General features: G+C 74.6%; 16 protein-coding genes. 10 read left to right on the forward strand and 6 right to left on the reverse strand.

The window, feature by feature from the left end; all coding sequences use genetic code 11:
• Nucleotides 1-24 precede the first annotated feature (24 nt).
• The 7 genes from ACUYMY_RS06590 (at nt 25) to ACUYMY_RS06620 (ending at nt 6,633) form a co-directional block, all read left to right on the forward strand.
• Nucleotides 25-759 carry a TSUP family transporter gene (locus ACUYMY_RS06590; protein ID WP_481702809.1) on the forward strand — a complete coding sequence of 245 codons (735 nt, stop codon included), beginning with the start codon at nt 25-27 and terminating at the stop codon, nt 757-759.
• Nucleotides 760-840: 81 nt separating this feature from the next.
• On the forward strand, nt 841-2,082 hold the full coding sequence (gene dxr / locus ACUYMY_RS06595) for a 1-deoxy-D-xylulose-5-phosphate reductoisomerase (RefSeq protein ID WP_481702810.1): 1,242 nt from the start codon (nt 841-843) through the stop codon (nt 2,080-2,082).
• A gap of 12 nt (nt 2,083-2,094) precedes the next feature.
• Nucleotides 2,095-3,426 (forward strand): M50 family metallopeptidase, encoded by a 1,332-nt coding sequence (locus ACUYMY_RS06600; protein ID WP_481702811.1) that lies wholly within the window; start codon nt 2,095-2,097, stop codon nt 3,424-3,426.
• Between the two features lie 20 nt (nt 3,427-3,446).
• A complete protein-coding gene (locus ACUYMY_RS06605) occupies nt 3,447-3,743 on the forward strand; it encodes a YciI family protein (protein ID WP_481702812.1) in 297 nt (98 codons plus the stop codon).
• Between the two features lie 59 nt (nt 3,744-3,802).
• A complete protein-coding gene (ispG, locus tag ACUYMY_RS06610; RefSeq protein WP_481702813.1) occupies nt 3,803-4,969 on the forward strand; it encodes a flavodoxin-dependent (E)-4-hydroxy-3-methylbut-2-enyl-diphosphate synthase in 1,167 nt (388 codons plus the stop codon).
• Complete coding sequence (locus tag ACUYMY_RS06615; protein ID WP_481704986.1) at nt 4,932-5,810, forward strand: GNAT family N-acetyltransferase; 879 nt, start codon at nt 4,932-4,934, stop codon at nt 5,808-5,810. The genes ispG and ACUYMY_RS06615 overlap by 38 nt, the downstream gene beginning before the upstream one ends.
• Before the next feature lie 55 nt (nt 5,811-5,865).
• Entirely contained in the window at nt 5,866-6,633 is a 768-nt protein-coding gene (locus tag ACUYMY_RS06620; protein WP_481702814.1) for a hypothetical protein, read from the forward strand.
• Here ACUYMY_RS06620 and ACUYMY_RS06625 read toward each other — a convergent pair.
• Genes ACUYMY_RS06625 through ACUYMY_RS06635 form a run of 3 tightly spaced genes read right to left on the reverse strand, consistent with a single transcriptional unit; the run spans nt 6,630 to nt 8,790 of the window.
• Nucleotides 6,630-7,253 carry a TetR/AcrR family transcriptional regulator gene (locus ACUYMY_RS06625; protein ID WP_481702815.1) on the reverse strand — a complete coding sequence of 208 codons (624 nt, stop codon included), beginning with the start codon at nt 7,251-7,253 and terminating at the stop codon, nt 6,630-6,632. The genes ACUYMY_RS06620 and ACUYMY_RS06625 overlap by 4 nt on opposite strands.
• Complete coding sequence (locus ACUYMY_RS06630; protein ID WP_481702816.1) at nt 7,250-8,005, reverse strand: ABC transporter permease; 756 nt, start codon at nt 8,003-8,005, stop codon at nt 7,250-7,252. The genes ACUYMY_RS06625 and ACUYMY_RS06630 overlap by 4 nt, the downstream gene beginning before the upstream one ends.
• Nucleotides 8,002-8,790, reverse strand: coding sequence for an ABC transporter ATP-binding protein (locus tag ACUYMY_RS06635; RefSeq protein WP_481702817.1), 789 nt, complete (start codon nt 8,788-8,790; stop codon nt 8,002-8,004). Before ACUYMY_RS06635 ends, ACUYMY_RS06630 begins: the two co-directional genes overlap by 4 nt.
• 148 nt (nt 8,791-8,938) lie before the next feature.
• On the opposite strand from ACUYMY_RS06635, the gene ACUYMY_RS06640 reads away from it, so the two are divergent.
• The 3 genes from ACUYMY_RS06640 (at nt 8,939) to ACUYMY_RS06650 (ending at nt 13,047) form a co-directional block, all read left to right on the forward strand.
• Nucleotides 8,939-10,744, forward strand: a complete 1,806-nt coding sequence (locus ACUYMY_RS06640) for a proline--tRNA ligase (RefSeq protein ID WP_481702818.1) — start codon at nt 8,939-8,941, stop codon at nt 10,742-10,744.
• 40 nt (nt 10,745-10,784) lie between these two features.
• Nucleotides 10,785-11,579, forward strand: coding sequence for a TSUP family transporter (locus tag ACUYMY_RS06645; RefSeq protein WP_481702819.1), 795 nt, complete (start codon nt 10,785-10,787; stop codon nt 11,577-11,579).
• Between the two features lie 70 nt (nt 11,580-11,649).
• Nucleotides 11,650-13,047, forward strand: coding sequence for a pyridoxal phosphate-dependent decarboxylase family protein (locus ACUYMY_RS06650; protein WP_481702820.1), 1,398 nt, complete (start codon nt 11,650-11,652; stop codon nt 13,045-13,047).
• A 45-nt stretch (nt 13,048-13,092) separates the two neighbouring features.
• On the opposite strand, the gene ACUYMY_RS06655 is transcribed toward ACUYMY_RS06650, so the two are convergent.
• Genes ACUYMY_RS06655 through ACUYMY_RS06665 form a run of 3 tightly spaced genes read right to left on the reverse strand, consistent with a single transcriptional unit; the run spans nt 13,093 to nt 16,047 of the window.
• Complete coding sequence (locus tag ACUYMY_RS06655) at nt 13,093-14,121, reverse strand: aminoglycoside phosphotransferase family protein (RefSeq protein ID WP_481702821.1); 1,029 nt, start codon at nt 14,119-14,121, stop codon at nt 13,093-13,095.
• Nucleotides 14,118-14,852, reverse strand: coding sequence for a VIT1/CCC1 transporter family protein (locus ACUYMY_RS06660; protein WP_481702822.1), 735 nt, complete (start codon nt 14,850-14,852; stop codon nt 14,118-14,120). The genes ACUYMY_RS06655 and ACUYMY_RS06660 overlap by 4 nt, the downstream gene beginning before the upstream one ends.
• Nucleotides 14,853-14,904: 52 nt before the next feature.
• On the reverse strand, nt 14,905-16,047 hold the full coding sequence (locus ACUYMY_RS06665) for a DUF4439 domain-containing protein (RefSeq protein ID WP_481702823.1): 1,143 nt from the start codon (nt 16,045-16,047) through the stop codon (nt 14,905-14,907).
• Nucleotides 16,048-16,140: the final 93 nt, after the last annotated feature.

Consider the following 16,140-nt stretch of genomic DNA (forward strand, 5'->3'; position numbering starts at 1 on the left):
AAGAGACCGGCTTAGGATGCTCGGGTGTTCGCCGCCGTCCTGCTCGCCGTCGTCGTCGGGGCCATGGCCCAGCGCGTCGCCGGGCTGGGGTTCGGGCTCATGGTCTCGCCCGTGCTCGTCGTCCTCCTCGGCCCGCTCGACGGCGTCATGGTCGTCAACGCGTGCGGCGCCCTGTCCTCCACGCTCATCCTCTCGAGGGTGTGGCGGGACGTGGACTGGCGCCGCTATGCCGGCCTCATCGTGCCCGGGCTGGCCGGGATCGCCCTCGGCGCGGTGATCGCGAGCCGCGCGCCAGCAGGCCCGCTCCAGATCGGGATCGGGCTGACGCTCATCACCGGCCTTGCCATGTCGCAGCTCGCCGCACGGGCTAGGCGGCGCGTCGACGGCCTCGGCGTCATCGCCGCGAGCGGCTTCGCCTCCGGCCTCATGAACGCCGCCGCGGCCGTCGGCGGGCCGGCCGTGACCGCCTACGCGGTGCTCAGCAGCTGGGACCAGCGCCGCTTCGGCGCGACCCTCCAGCCGTTCTTCATCACCACGGGCACGACGTCGTTCCTCGCCAAGGTCGTCGCGACCGGCGGGCACACCCCGGCCCTCGAGCTGTGGCAGTGGGCCGGGGTGTTCGCGTGCATGCTCGTGGGGATCACGGCGGGAGACCTGCTCTCGCGCCGGCTCGCAGGCAGGACCGTGCGCCTCGCCGTCGTCGTCATCGCCTACGCGGGCGCGGTGCTCGCGATCGCCAACGGCATCGCGCGCCTGTGAGCCCTATCCCCGTTCGCCCTGGGCCGTTCCCGCAGGGGGCAACGCGCACCTGGGAGAGAGCGCAGCTGGGATACTGGGGGCATGCAGACTCCCGGCGCCGAGCAGCGCACTGATTCCCCGCGCTCCGACTCCCCGAGGTCCGTGATCCTGCTCGGCTCCACCGGCAGCATCGGCACCCAGGCGATCGACGTCGTCGACCGCGCCCCGCACCGCTTCCGCGTCACGGCGCTCGCGGCGGGCGGGGGGAACATCGCCGCGATCGCGCGGCAGGCCGTGCACACGCGGGCCGAGGCCGTCGGCATCGCGGCGGGGAGCGTCGACGAGCTGCTCACCGAGATCGCGGAGGCCGCGGAGCGGCAGGGCGTCGGCGGGTACGAGCCAGTGCTGTTCTCAGGCCCCGACGCCGCGACGCGCATCGCCGCCTGGGACGGCGGGAGCGGCCCGGCCGACGTCGTGCTCAACGGCATCACGGGCAGCATCGGGCTCGCCCCGACCCTCGCCGCGCTCCGCTCCGGCGCGACGCTCGCGCTCGCCAACAAGGAGAGCCTCATCGTCGGCGGGGCGCTCGTGACGGGGGCGGCCTCGCCGGGGCAGATCGTCCCCGTCGACTCCGAGCACTCCGCGATCGCCCAGTGCCTGCGCTCGGGCCGGGCGGCCGAGGTCGAGAAGCTCATCCTCACCGCCTCCGGCGGGCCCTTCCGCGGCCGCACGCGCTCGGAGCTGGCCCACGTGACCCCGTCCGAGGCGCTCAACCACCCCACGTGGGACATGGGCAGGGTCGTCACGACCAACTCGGCGACCCTCGTGAACAAGGGGCTCGAGCTCATCGAGGCGCACCTCCTGTTCGGGACCCCGCTCGAGGCGATCGACGTCGTCGTCCACCCCCAGTCGGTCGTGCACTCGATGGTGCAGTTCACGGACGGCTCGATCATCGCCCAGGCGTCCCCGCCGGACATGCGCCTGCCCATCGCGCTCGGCCTCGGCTGGCCGGACCGGGTCCCGCACGCCGCGACCCCCTGCGACTTCACCCAGGCGGCGTCCTGGACCTTCGAGCCGCTCGATGGCGAGGCGTTCCCCGCGGTCGGGCTCGCCCGCGAGGCCGCGAAGCAGGGCGGCACGTTCCCAGCCGTGTTCAACGCCGCGAACGAGGAGGCCGTCGAGGCCTTCCACGCCGGCGCGATCGGCTTCCTCGACATCGTGGACACCGTCGAGGCGGTGCTCTCCGAGCACGACGGCGCGCCTGAGCTCACGGTGGAATCCGTCCTCGAGGCCGAGGAGTGGGCACGGAAGCGGGCCCACGACCGTTTGGACTCTCGGAGTTAGGAGTCCATTTTCGTGAATCCCACTGTCCTGTTCGTCCTCGGCGTCGTCTTCGTCGCGATCGGCATCGCCGCGTCGATCGCGCTGCACGAGGTCGGCCACCTGCTGCCAGCGAAGCTGTTCAAGGTCCGCGTGACCCGGTACATGATCGGCTTCGGGCCGACGCTGTTCTCGAGGACCCGCGGCGAGACGGAGTACGGCGTCAAGGCCCTGCCGCTCGGCGGCTACGTCGCGATGGTCGGCATGTTCCCGCCGAACGCCCGGGATGGGTCCGTGCGCGCCTCGAGCACGGGGATGTTCCAGGGGCTCGCGGAGGCCGCGCGGGACCAGGCGCACGAGGAGGTCCGGCCCGAGGACCATGGGCGGCTCTTCTACCAGCTCCCCGTCTGGAAGAAGGTCGTCGTCATGCTCGGCGGCCCGGCCATGAACATCGTGCTCGGCGTGCTGTTCACGGCCGTCACGCTCATGGGCTTCGGCACGCCGCACCCCACCCTCCAGCTCGCGAACGTCTCCGCGTGCATGGTCGTCGAGGGCAGCGAGGAGACCCCCGACCCGGCCACGTGCACCCCGACGCCGGCCGCCGCGGCGGGGTTCAGGCCGGGGGACACGGTCGTCGCGTTCGACGATCGCGAGGTCGCGGGCTGGGACCAGCTCACCTCCTGGATCCGGGCCTCCGCCGGCCGCGAGGTGCCCGTGACGCTCCTGCGCGACGGCGCCGAGGTCCACACCGCGGTGACGCCCGTGCTCAGCGCCCGGCCCGTCGTCGGGCCCCACGGCCAGGCCGTGACGAACCCCGACGGGACCTACCAGACCACCGAGGTCGGCTTCCTCGGCATCGGCCCCCGGCAGGAGCTCGCGCCCGAGCCCGCGTCCGCCGTGCTGCCGGCGGTGGGGGAGAACATCGTCCAGGTCACCGGCATCGTGCTCAACCTGCCCGCGCGCCTCGTCGCGGTCGGCGAGGCGGCGTTCAGCACGGCGGAGCGGGACCCGAACGGCCCCATCAGCGTCGTCGGCGTCGGACGCGTCGCCGGCGAGGTCGCGGCGCTCGAGGAGGTCCCGCTCGAGGCGCGCGTCGGCACGCTCTTCGGCATCCTGGCCGGCGTCAACCTCGCCCTGGCCGTGTTCAACCTCATCCCCCTCCTGCCGCTCGACGGCGGGCACATCGCCGGGGCGCTCTATGAGGGCGCACGACGGCGCGTGGCGGCCTGGCGGAGGCGGCCCGACCCCGGGCCCTTCGACATCGCCCGGCTCCTGCCGCTGACGTACGCCGTGGCGAGCGTCCTGATCCTCATGAGCGTGCTGCTCATCTACGCCGACATCGTGAAGCCGGTGAAGCTGTTCGGGTGAGCGGGGGATAGGCTGGACCCATGACTGTCTTCGCCGTCGAATACCGCTACGTGACCGGGGCCCCCGACCGCCTCGACGAGGTCCGCCCCGCCCACCGCGCGTGGCTCCGGGAGCGCGCCGAGGAGGGCGCCCTGCTCGCGAGCGGACCCTACGAGGGCGGCGGCAGCGCCCTGCTGATCTTCCGGGCCGAGGACCGCGCCGAGCTCGACGCCCTCCTGGCCCAGGACCCGTTCGCCGAGGCCGGCCTCATCGCCGAGACCGGCGCGACCGTGTGGAACCCGATCATCGGCCTCCTCGCCGAGGCCGCCACCGCCTGAGCCGGCCCCCGGCCTCCCAGCCAGAGAACCCCGCACCACCCCGAAGGAGCCTGAAGCACGTGACCTCGGTCAGCCTCGGAATGCCAGCCGCCCCGCCGCCCGTCCTCGCGCCCCGGCGGCCGACGCGGCAGATCCGTGTCGGCTCGGTCGGCGTCGGCTCCGAGTCGCCGGTCAGCGTCCAGTCCATGACGACGACGCCGACCACCGACATCAACGCGACCCTCCAGCAGATCGCGGAGCTCACCGCCGCCGGCTGCGACATCGTCCGCGTGGCCTGCCCGAGCGCCGACGATGCCGAGGCCCTGCCGATCATCGCGAAGAAGTCCCAGATCCCGGTGATCGCGGACATCCACTTCCAGCCGAAGTACGTCTTCGCGGCGATCGAGGCCGGCTGCGCCGCCGTGCGCGTCAACCCCGGCAACATCCGCAAGTTCGACGACCAGGTCAAGGAGATCGCCCAGGCGGCCAAGGACCACGGCACGTCGATCCGCATCGGCGTCAACGCGGGCTCGCTCGACCCGCGCCTCCTCCAGAAGTACGGCAAGGCCACGCCCGAGGCCCTCGTCGAGAGCGCCGTGTGGGAGGCGAGCCTCTTCGAGGAGCACGACTTCCACGACTTCAAGATCTCGGTCAAGCACAACGACCCGGTCGTCATGGTCCGCGCGTACGAGCTCCTCGCCGAGCGCGGCGACTGGCCGCTCCACCTCGGCGTGACCGAGGCTGGCCCGGCCTTCCAGGGCACGATCAAGTCCGCGACCGCGTTCGGGGCGCTCCTGTCCCGGGGCATCGGGGACACGATCCGCGTCTCCCTCTCGGCCCCGCCGGTCGAGGAGGTCAAGGTCGGGATCCAGATCCTGCAGTCGCTCAACCTGCGCCCGCGCAAGCTCGAGATCGTCTCGTGCCCCTCGTGCGGACGGGCGCAGGTCGACGTGTACACGCTCGCTGAGCAGGTCACGGCCGGCCTTGAGGGCATGGAGGTCCCGCTGCGCGTGGCCGTCATGGGCTGCGTCGTTAACGGTCCTGGCGAGGCGCGCGAGGCCGACCTCGGCGTCGCGTCCGGCAACGGCAAGGGCCAGATCTTCGTCAAGGGCCAGGTCATCAAGACCGTGCCCGAGGCGGACATCGTGGAGACTCTGATCGAGGAAGCGATGAAGATCGCCGAGGAGATGGGGGAGGCTGGTGGCGAAGATGCTGTCCAGGGCGGCCCCGTGGTCACCGTCTCGTAGCCGCGGCGCCGCCGTCGCGGTGCGCAGGCTCGAGGACGCGGACACCCGTGCCCTCACGGAGCTCGCCGCCGCGGACCCGGTGGCGAACGTCTTCATCGCCGCCCACCTCGCGCTGCACGGGACGGCCGCTCCCACGGCCGCCGGCGCGGAGGTGCTCGGTGCGTTCGACGGCGATGGGCGGCTCACGAGCGCCTGCTGGCTCGGTGCCAACATCGTCCCGGTGGAGGTCCCGGCCGAGCACGCGCCCCTGTACGCCGAGTCGATCCGGTCCTCGCACCGCCGCTTCGCCTCGATCTTCGGGCCCGCCAAGGCCACTCTGGCGATCTTTGCGGAGCTGCACGGCCCCGCGGCGCGGGACGTGCGCCCCGACCAGCCGCTCCTGGCCCTCGACGGGCCGCCGGCCGTCCCCGCCGACCCGCTCGTGCGCGTGACGACCCTCGACGACTTCGCCGCGCTCGCCCCCGCCTGCGTGTCGATGTTCGAGGAGGAGGTCGGGTACTCGCCCGTGGCCGGGGGCAGCGAGAACTACTACCGCCGGGTCCGCCAGCTCATCGCGGCCGGGCACTCGTTCGCGCGCTTCGGCCCGCGCGGGGAGGTCATGTTCAAGGCCGAGCTCGGCTCCGTCGCCGCGACCGCGACCCAGGTCCAGGGCGTCTGGGTGGACCCCGGCTACCGCGGCACCGGGCTCAGCCACGGCGGGATGGCCGCCGTCGTCGACCATGCTCGCCGCATCGCCCCGGTCGTGAGCCTCTACGTCAACGACTACAACCACCGCGCCCGCGCCGCGTACCGCACCGTGGGCTTCGAGCAGGTAGGCACCTTCGCGACTGTCCTGTTCTGAACCCCGTAGGCTGGGGGCTGAATCCAGCATGCCTACCGACGGGGGATCCACGAGCATGTCCGTTCCGCACGCACGCCGTCTCGGGACCGCACGACGCCGGCCTGTGCTCGCGGCCGCGGCCCTCGCCGCCGCCGTCGTGCTGTCCGGCTGCCGGGCGGGGGCGGCGCTCCCGCCGTCCACGGGCGACGGCGTCCCCGGCCTCAACGCCTCGGGGCAGCAGCGCAGCTTCTCCGCCGAGGAGCTCGTCGAGACCGCTGCCCAGACGCGCACCGCCCTCAAGCTGGGCGGGACGGTGCTCGACCACGCCCAGCTGGCCGCCCAGGGCGGCGCGGCCGTGCCGGCGCTGTTCGCCGAGCCCTCGCCCGCGGACTGCGGGGCCGTCACGGCGCCGTCGACGGCCTCCGGGCTCGACAAGGCCGCGGCCGCCCTCATCCTCGCCCCGTCCGACAACCGGGCCAGGAACACCGCCGTCGGGCTCAAGAGCCACGCGGATCCCGCCGCGGCCTCCGCAGAGGCCAAGGCCCTGGCCGAGCGCGTGGCCGCGTGCGCACGCTTCGAGGTGACCCTCGGCGGCCAGCGGGTCCCCGTCTCCGCCGCCGCGGCGGACCCGGGGACCTCGGCCGACGGGGTCATGGTCACCGCGACGGCCAGCGTCCCCGATCCCTCGGCCGGGAGCATGCCGCAGCAGCGCAGCGTCGTCCACGCTGTCGCGGTCAAGGGCACGGTCACGGTCGAGGTGCTCCTCGTGGACGCCCGCCCGGACGACGCCGCGGCCGCCGTCCGCGCGTACGTCGACATGGCGTTCGCGCGGCTCCCGCTCTAGGGGCGGCCGCCGGAGACCGGCGGCAGCGGACCTGTCAGGTGCCGCTGCACCGCGGGGGCCACGAGGCGGACTGCCGACTCGGCGGGCATGGAGGCGATCGGTTCGAGGCGCACCACGTAGCGCAGGAGCACGAATCCCAGGACCTGGGTGGCCCCCAGCGTGCCCCGCAGCTCGCGCTCGGCGGCGTCCCCCGGAAGGCCGTCGGAGACGTGCGGGAGGATGCGCCGCCGGAACACCTCGCGCATCGCGGCCGTGCGCCGCTTCGACCCGAGGGAGCCGCGGACGAACGCCGCGAGCGCATGCCCTGCCGGGCCCTCCCACAGGCGCACGAGGGCGGTGAGGAGGGCGGTGGCCCGCTCGTCGAGGGGGCGGTCGCCGAGCCCGGCCAGGACCTCGTCGGGGTCCGCCGGCAGCTCGACCGAGGCGGCATAGACCTCGTCCTTGCCGGCGAAGTAGTGGTGGACGAGCGCCGGATCCACGCCCGCCTCGCGCGCGATCTGCCGCAGGCTCACCGCGTCGAAGCCGTGCTCGGCGAAGAGCCTCGTCGCGGCGGAGACGATGAGCTCCCTGCGGTTGCCGGCGCCCGCGTCGCCGGGGCGGCCCCGGCGCAGCCCCGTCACGAGCTCTTCCGGGGCAGCGTGAACGAGGCGAGGACGAGCAGCCCGAGCACGATCGCCCCCATCGTCGCGAAGTCGCGCCACATGTCCGCCGTCGGATCCGCGTTCGCGGCGATCTCCTGGAGCGCGTCGACGGAGTAGGTGAGCGGCATCCAGTCGGAGACGGCCTGGAAGACCTCGTTCATCCGGTCCCGCGCCACGAACAGCCCGCACAGGAGGATCTGCGGGACGACGACGACAGGCATGAACTGCACGGCCTGGAACTCGGTGCGCGCGAACGCGCTGCAGAACAGGCCGAGCGCGACCCCGAGGACGGCATTGAGGACGGCGACGGCGACGACGAGCCCGGCGTTGCCGTCGATGTCCAGGTCGAAGACCCAGTAGGCGACCCCCGTCGCGACGCCGGACTGCAGCGCCGCCATGAGCGAGAAGGCGATGCCGTAGCCGAAGAGCAGGTCGGCCTGGTGGATCGGCGTCGTCATGAGCCGCTCGAGCGTCCCCGACGTCCGCTCGCGCAGCATCGTGATCGAGGTGATGAGGAACATCACGACGAACGGGAAGATCGCGAGCATGATGAGCCCGACGCGGTCGAAGGTGCGGGGCGCGCCGGGCGGCAGCGTCTCGTTCTCGAAGAGCCAGTACACGATCGACAGGAGCGCCGCCGGGACGACGAGGATCATCGCAATCGTGCGGTGGTCCCGGCGCAGCTGGGTAAGGACGCGCGCCGCGGTCGCGGCGAGGATGCGCGGGTTCATGCCGCATGCTCCTTGGTCGGGGCGGGGAGCCCGGCAGCCTGCCGGGCGAGGTCCGCGCGGATGATGCCGAGGAAGGCGGCCTCGAGGTCCTCGCTGCCGCCGCGCTCGCGCAGCTGCCCGGGCGTGAGCTGGGCCAGGAGCCGCCCCTCGCGCAGGAGCAGGAGGGAGTCGCACCGGCCGGCCTCCTCCATGACGTGGCTCGAGACGAGGAGGGTCGTGCCGCCCGCGGCGAGGAGGTGGAACTGGTCCCACAGGTCCGCGCGCAGCACGGGGTCGAGGCCGACGGTGGGCTCGTCGAGGACGAGCAGCTCGGGCTCGCCGACGAGGGCGCACGCGAGCGAGACGCGGCTGAACTGCCCGCCGGAGAGCGAGCCGGCCCGCCGCCTCGCGACGTCGGTGAGGCCCACGGCCTCGACGGCGGCCCGTGCATCCGCCGCCGAGCGGCCGTGGATGGCTCCGAAGTAGCGCACATTGTCCAGGACCGTGAGGTCCCGGTAGACGCTCGGGTCCTGCGTCATGTAGCCGATCCGCCCGCGCAGCGCACTGGCTCCGGCGGGCCGGCCCAGCACCGTGAGCGAGCCCCCGGCCAGGCGCTGGACGCCGACGATCGCGCGCATGAGCGTGCTCTTGCCGCTGCCCGAGGGGCCGAGGAGGCCCGTGATGCGGCCCTCCGGCACGGTGAAGCCGAGGCCGTCGAGGATGGGGGTGCGCCGGATGCGCACCGAGAGCAAATCGGCCTCGATGGCGGGCGGGGTGGGGGCCGCATGGGCTGGCGTGTGAGGCATGGCGCGCTCCAATTCATCACATGATGAATTGAGGGTAGGGCGGGCCCGTTGGGCGGTCAACGTTCCGGCTGGGCTACATTGGTAGCTGACCTTTTCCCTCGGCTCTCCCTGCCCTGGACGAGAACCTGCACGAGAACGGATGCCCCGCGTGGTCCTGCGACTCTCCACCCTGTTCCTGCGAACCCTGCGCGAGGACCCGGCCGACGCCGAGGTGGCCAGCCACAAGCTCCTCGTGCGGGCCGGCTACATCCGCCGCGCCGCCCCCGGCATCTACACGTGGCTCCCGCTGGGCCTCGCGGTGCTGCGCCGGGTCGAGCAGATCATCCGCGAGGAGATGGCGGCGATCGGCGCCCAGGAGGTCCACTTCCCGGCCCTGCTGCCCAAGGAGCCCTACGAGGCGACGAACCGCTGGACCGAGTACGGCGAGGGGATCTTCCGCCTCAAGGACCGCAAGCAGGCGGACTACCTCCTCGCGCCGACCCACGAGGAGGTGTTCACCCTCCTCGTCAAGGACCTGTACTCCTCGTACAAGGACCTGCCGCTGAGCATCTACCAGATCCAGAACAAGTACCGCGACGAGGCGCGCCCCCGCGCGGGCCTCCTGCGCGGGCGCGAGTTCATCATGAAGGACTCCTACTCGTTCGACGCCGACGACGCCGGCCTGGAGCAGAGCTACCAGGCCCACCGCCGCGCCTACCTGAAGATCTTCGACCGGCTTGGGCTCGACGTCGTGCCGGTCAAGGCGACCGCGGGCGCGATGGGCGGCTCCAAGAGCGAGGAGTTCCTGCACCCGACCGAGGTCGGCGAGGACACGTTCGTCCGCTCCGCCGGCGGCTACGCGGCCAACGTCGAGGCCGTCACCACCGTCGCCCCGCCGGAGATCGACTACACGGCCGCGCCCCCCGCCGTCGTCCTCGACACCCCGGACACGCCCACGATCGAGACGCTCGTCGCGGCGTCCCAGACGATCTACCCGAATCCCGAGCGGCCCTGGACGGCCGCGGACACGCTCAAGAACGTCGTCCTCTCCGTCAAGCTGCCCACGGGCGAGAAGCAGCTCGTCGTGCTCGGCGTGCCCGGGGACCGGAACGTGGACCTCAAGCGCGTCGAGGCCAACATCGGCGCCTTCCTGCCCGTCGCGGGCGAGATCGGCATCGACGCCGCGAGCGACGAGGAGCTCAAGGAGGCCCCGCTCATCGTCAAGGGCTACCTCGGCCCGGGCCTCGACCGCGACGACGCGCTCCTCGGGCTCGAGGGCAAGGCCAAGCTCCTGTACCTCGTCGACCCCCGGGTCGTCTCGGGCACCACGTGGATCACGGGCGCCAACGAGCACGGCAAGCACGTCTACGGCCTCGTCGCCGGCCGGGACTTCGGCTGGGACGGCGTCATCGAGTGCACCGAGGTCCGCGCGGGGGACGAGGCGCCGGACGGCTCGGGCCCGCTCGAGACCGCCCGCGGCATCGAGATGGGCCACATCTTCCAGCTCGGCCGCAAGTACGCCGCGGCGCTGGACCTGAAGGTGCTGGACGCGAACGGCAAGCAGGTCGTCGTGACCATGGGCTCCTACGGCATCGGCGTGACCCGCGCCGTCGCGGCCCTCGCCGAGTCGAACCACGACGAGAAGGGCCTGATCTGGCCCCGCGCCGTAGCCCCCGCGGACGTCCACGTCGTCGCCGTCGGGCGGGGCGAGGAGATCTTCGCCGAGGCCGAGCGCGTCGCCGCCGAGCTCGAGGCCCGCGGCCTCACGGTCATGCTCGATGACCGGCCCAAGGTCTCCCCGGGCGTCAAGTTCGGCGACGCCGAGCTCATCGGCGTGCCGACGATCGTCGCCGTGGGCAAGGGCCTCGCCTCGGGCACGCTCGAGGTCAAGGACCGCCGCAGCGGCACCGCCGAGGATGTCCCGGTCGCCGACGTCGTGGACCGCGTCGTCGCCGCCGTGCGCGCCGGCGCTTAGCCCGTCAGGTGCGGGGGGACCAGACACACCCGGCGGGCGCGTGCTGACGGGCTTCGAGGGCCTCGAACCCCTCACGCTCGCGCTCATCGTCGCGGCCGGCTTCGCCGCGGGCTGGGTCGACGCCGTCGTGGGCGGGGGAGGCCTCCTCCAGCTGCCCGCGCTGCTCGCCGTCCCGGGCATCACGCCCGTCCAGGCGCTCGCGACGAACAAGCTCGGCTCGGTCTTCGGGACGACGACGAGCGCGCTCACCTACGCGCGCCGCGTCCGGCCGGACCTGGCCACGGCCGTGCCGATGGCGCTCGTGGCCCTCGCCGGCTCGCTCGGCGGGGCAGCGCTCGCCACGGTCCTGCCCTCGCGCGTGTTCAAGCCGATCATCCTCGTGGCGATCGTCGCCGTCGCCCTCTTCACGGTCCTGCGGCCGCGCCTGGGCGAGTACACCGAGCTGCGGCTCAAGGGGCGGCGGCACCTCGCCGCGGCCTGCGGGCTCGGGACGGCGATCGGGTTCTACGACGGCCTCATCGGCCCCGGGACCGGCTCGTTCCTCGTCATCGCCCTCGTCTCCGGCATGGGCTACGCGTTCCTCGAGGCGAGCGCCAAGGCCAAGATCGTCAACATGGCCACGAACCTCGGGGCCCTCCTCCTCTTCGTGCCCCACGGAGCGGTCCTCTGGGGCCTCGGCATCGCCCTCGGAGCCGCGAACATGTGCGGCGGGTACCTGGGCGCGCGGATGGCCGTCGCGCGCGGGAGCCGGTTCATCCGGTGGGTCTTCCTCGCCGTCGTCGCGGCCCTCGCGGTCAAGCTCGGGGCCGACGTCTGGGCCGAGAACGTCGCCTGACTCCCGGGCGCGCGGCGGCCCGCACCGCGGCCGGTTCCGCACACACGGCCAGCGGCGTAGCATGCGCACCATGCTCAGGCCCGAGGACTTCGACGCACCCCTCGCCCGGGCCGCGTCGCACGCGCGGCGCTGGCTCGGCAGCCTCCCGGACCGGCCCGTGGCCCCGCGCACGACGGCGGACGCGCTCGCCGAGGCGTTCGACGGCGGCCTCCCGGACGCCGGCGGGGACCCGGCCGACGTCGTCGACCTGCTCGCCCGGACGGCCGAGCCGGGCCTGACCGCCATGGCCTCGGGACGGTTCTACGGCTTCGTCATCGGCGGGACCCTGCCCGCCGCCATGGCCGCCGACTGGCTCGTGAGCGCGTGGGACCAGAACACGGGCCTGCGCTTCGCGACGCCCGCCGTCGCCGCGGCCGAGGAGGCCGCGGGCCGCTGGGTCGTGGACCTGCTCGGCCTCCCTCCCGGCGCCGACATCGGTTTCGTCACCGGCGCGAGCATGGCGAACTTCGCGGGCCTCGCGGCGGCCCGGTGGCGGGTGCTCGAGCGCGCCGGATGGGACGTCAACGCCCGGGGGCTCGCCGGCGGTCCCCGCGTCCGCGTGCTCGTCGGCGCCGAGCGGCACGACACGGTCGACATGGCGCTGCGGTACCTCGGCCTCGGCGCGCCGGAGGCCGTGGCGGTCGACGGCGAGGGCCGGGTGCGGCCGGACGCGCTCGCCGCCGCGCTCGCGCGCGGGGAGGGGCCCGCCGTCGTCTGCCTCCAGGCCGGGAACCTCCACTCGGGCGCCTTCGACCCCTTCCCCGCGGCCATCGCCGCCGCCCGCGAGCACGGCGCGTGGGTCCACATCGACGGCGCGTTCGGCCTGTGGGCGGCCGCGTCCCCGGCGACCCGGCACCTCATGGAGGGCGCCGCCGGCGCGGACTCGTGGGCCACGGACGCGCACAAGAACCTCAACGTCCCCTACGACTGCGGGATCGTGGCCTGCCGCGACGTGCCTGCCCTGCGGACGGCGCTCGGCCTGCACGCGGACTACCTCATGCACGATGCCCACGGCGACCACGGGCCCGGGGACCCGTTCGAGAAGGTCCCGGAGCTCTCGCGGCGGGCGCGTGGCGTCACGGTCTGGGCGGCGCTGCGCTCCCTGGGCCGGGACGGCGTGGCCGGGCTCGTGGGCGGCCTCGCGGCCAATGCGGGGGAGCTGGCCCGGCGGATCGCCGAGCTCCCCGGGGCCGAGGTGCTCAACGACGTCGTCTTCAGCCAGGTGTCCCTCGCCTTCGGCAGCGACGAGCGCACCCGCGCCGTCGCGGACTGGCTCGTCGCCGACGGCCGGGTGTGGATGACAGGCTCGCGCTGGCACGGGCGCGCCGTCCTGCGCATCTCGGTCACGAACTGGTCCACCGACGCGGCAGACATCGACGTGTCCGTGGCCGCCGTCCGGGAGGCCCTCGCCGCGACCGAGGGGCTCTGAGACCGCGGAGGCTCCTTCTGCGGCGCCGCCTTGCGAGTGCCGTCCTCAGCCCAGCGGCGCGAAGTCCCGGGCCCCCGGGAGGCCGGGCAGCAGCCGGCCGCAGAGCGCGCTCGCGACCCACAGGGACCGTTCGAGGTCCTCCCGGTGCCCGGGCCGCTCCGCGTGGCCGAGGGCGTTCTCGACCTCCCGCAGCACCGCCCACTCGCGCGCGGCCTCGGCGTCGAGCCGCGCCTCCGCCGCTAGCAGCCGGCAGCGCTCCGCGAGGGCCTCGGGCGCGCCCCGCTCGGGCAGCTCACGGAGCCGGTTCCACAGCATGGGCGCGACGGCGTACTCGGCCTCGCCGACGGCCACCTGCGGGTCGATCGCCCGGAAGCCCGCGTCCGCCGCCCCCGCCGGGCCTTCGGCTCCATCGAGGACCGCGAGGACGTTCATGCCGTGCAGGTCGGTGTGCACGAGGACGTCGCGGCCCCCGCGCCTGCCCACCGCGCCGCGGGTCGCGCACACGTCGAGGGCGGCCTCGAGGAGCCAGCGCGGGAACGGCCGCCCGAGCCGCTCCCAGCGCTCGGGCAGCTCGTCGCTCCAGCGCTCGGCCCGGGCGTCGATCCGCTCGAGCATCGCCCACTCGGCGCGCTCGTCCTCGGGGATGGAGAGCCGTTGCACGAGGGCGCCCCAGACCGCGGCGGCCTCGGGGAAGGCCACGTCCTCGAGCCGCCGGCCCGCGTCGAGGCGCTCGAGCAGGAGCGCGCCGGAGGCCGGGTCCGCGTCGACGAGCCGGACGGCCCCGGCCCCGTCCCACAGGCGCAGGGCCACGGGCTCGAGCGATGCCTCCGGGTGCGGACGCACGAGCTTGAGCGCGAGCGGCTCGTCCCCGCGGCGCACCGGGACGACCACGGCCCACATGCCCGCGAACCCGGGCTGCCAGGGCGGCAGGTCGGGCACGAGGCCCCATGCGGCGCAGCGCTCGGCGAGCGTCCCGGGCAGCGAGTCGAGCCAGGCCCTGCCCCCGGGGGAGCGTAGGCAGCGCTCGCGCAGGGACTCCGGGACGAGCGCCTCGCGCTCACGCTCGTGGGTCATACGAGGCCCGTGGTGCCGAGCAGGCTGCCGAGGCCGAACGTCGTCGCGAGCGCGAGCGCCCCGCCGAGGACGACGCGCACGGCCGCCCGCACGCGGGAGCCGCCGCCGATCCACGCGCCGAAGGTGCCCGTGAGGGCCAGCGCGGCCAGCACGGCCGCGAACGTCGCCGGGACGCGGACGTCCGGCGGGAAGAGCAGGATTGTCAGCAGCGGCAGGGCCGCGCCGAGGAGGAAGGAGATCGCCGAGGCGAAGGCTGCGTGCCACGGGCTCACGATCTCGTCGGGGTCGATCCCGAGCTCGATGTCGAGGTGGGCGCGCAGCGGGTCCCGCGCGGTGAGCTCCTTGGCGACCCTCGCGGCCGTGGCCTCGGAGAGCCCCTTGCCGCGGTACAGCTCGACGAGCTCGTCGAACTCCTCGCGCGGCTTCTCCTCGAGCTCCTGGCTCTCCTTCGCGATGAGGTGCCGCTGGCTGTCGCTCTGGCTGCTCACCGAGACGTACTCGCCGAGCGCCATCGAGATCGCCCCGCCCGCGAGGGCCGCGGCCCCGGCGGCGAGGATCGGCCCCGTGGCCGTCGTGACGCCTGCGACGCCGACGACGACGGCGGCGACCGAGACGATGCCGTCGTTGGCGCCGAGGATGCCCGCGCGGAGCCAGTTCAGCTTCGCGGCGAGGTCGGTGCCCTGCGGCTCGGGATGGAGCTCAGTGGCTGATTCAGCGGATTCACTCGGCATGCTTCCACTCTCGCAGTGCTGACGCCCCGCTGCCAGCAACCCGGGCCTGCGCTCAGTCCGCGGCGGGGCCGGGGGCTGCGAGGGAGGCTGCCGACTCCTGCGCCGCGCGGTGTCCGGGGAACGCCGCTTCCGCCGGCTCGAGCGGGCCCGCGGCGGCGCGCCCCGCGGCAGCCGCGGCCAGGCCCTGGGTGGCGGCGGGCCGCGCCCCGGGCGCCGCGGCGCCGACGAGGTCAGCCCAGGCCTGGGCCGCCGACTCTTCGAGGGCCGCGAGCGAGGCCGGGCTGCCCGCGTCCGCCGGGAGGGCGGCCCCGGGCGCCCGCGGGGGCAGGGCCGCGCAGGCCTGCCCGGCTGCGCGGGCGAGCAGCGCGAGCTGGGCCTCGTGCGCGGCGGCGGCCTCGAGCCGCTCGGCCCGCTCGCCGCGGGCCCCCTCGCCGACAGCCCGTGCCGCGAGGACGGTGTAGGCCCACACGCTCGCGGCCTCGGCCGTCTGGACGGCCTCGAACGGCGCCGGATCGGGACCGGGGGAGGGGCACGCGGCCGATGTCCCGGTGCTCGCCGTGCCGGTGCCTTCCGCACCTGTGTCTGCCGTTCCGGCGGCGACGTCCCCTACGAGCGGGTCGAGCGAGCGGGCCGCGAGGAGCTGGCCCGCGGCGACGGACGCGAGGGCCGCGGCGGTGGGACCGTCGACCCGCCCGACGTCGGCCAGGCGCCGGCGGGCGCTGTCCGCGAGCCCGCGCGCGAGGTCGCCGGGCGCGGGGGCCGGAACCATGGAGGGTGACGGCGGCGGCGTGGGGGATGACGGCGAGCCCGAGGACGGCGAGCCCGGCGACGACGGCGAGGCCCCGGCGGCGTCCTCGGGGAGCTGGGGGCGCCCGTCGAGCACGGCCGCCTGGAGGTTGAGGACGGACGCGGCGCCGCGAGCGGCCGCCCGGGCAGGCTCGGGGCCGGCGGCGGCGAGGGCCCCGGCCGCGGCGGCGAGCCGGACGGCGTCGTCCTCGGCGGCCGCGAGCGCGAGCTCGCTCGCTGAGGGCTGCGGGGGGCGGGGCGCGGGCGCGGCGATGAGCGCCGCCCCGGCGCCCACGGCGAGGGCCACCGCCGCGGATGCGGCCCACACGAGGGGCCGCGGCCAGCGGCGGGGGGCGGCGGCGTCGTGCGGGCGCGCGGAAGCGTCGGGGCCCTCGGTGGTGGATGTCACGGCTCTAGATCATGCCACGGCCCCGGGCGGCTGCCGCGCCCCGCCTCCGGAGCCGATAGGCTAGGGGCACAACTGAGCAAAGGAGGCGGACCG

It is taken from the genome of Sinomonas sp. T428B, from assembly GCF_056780155.1.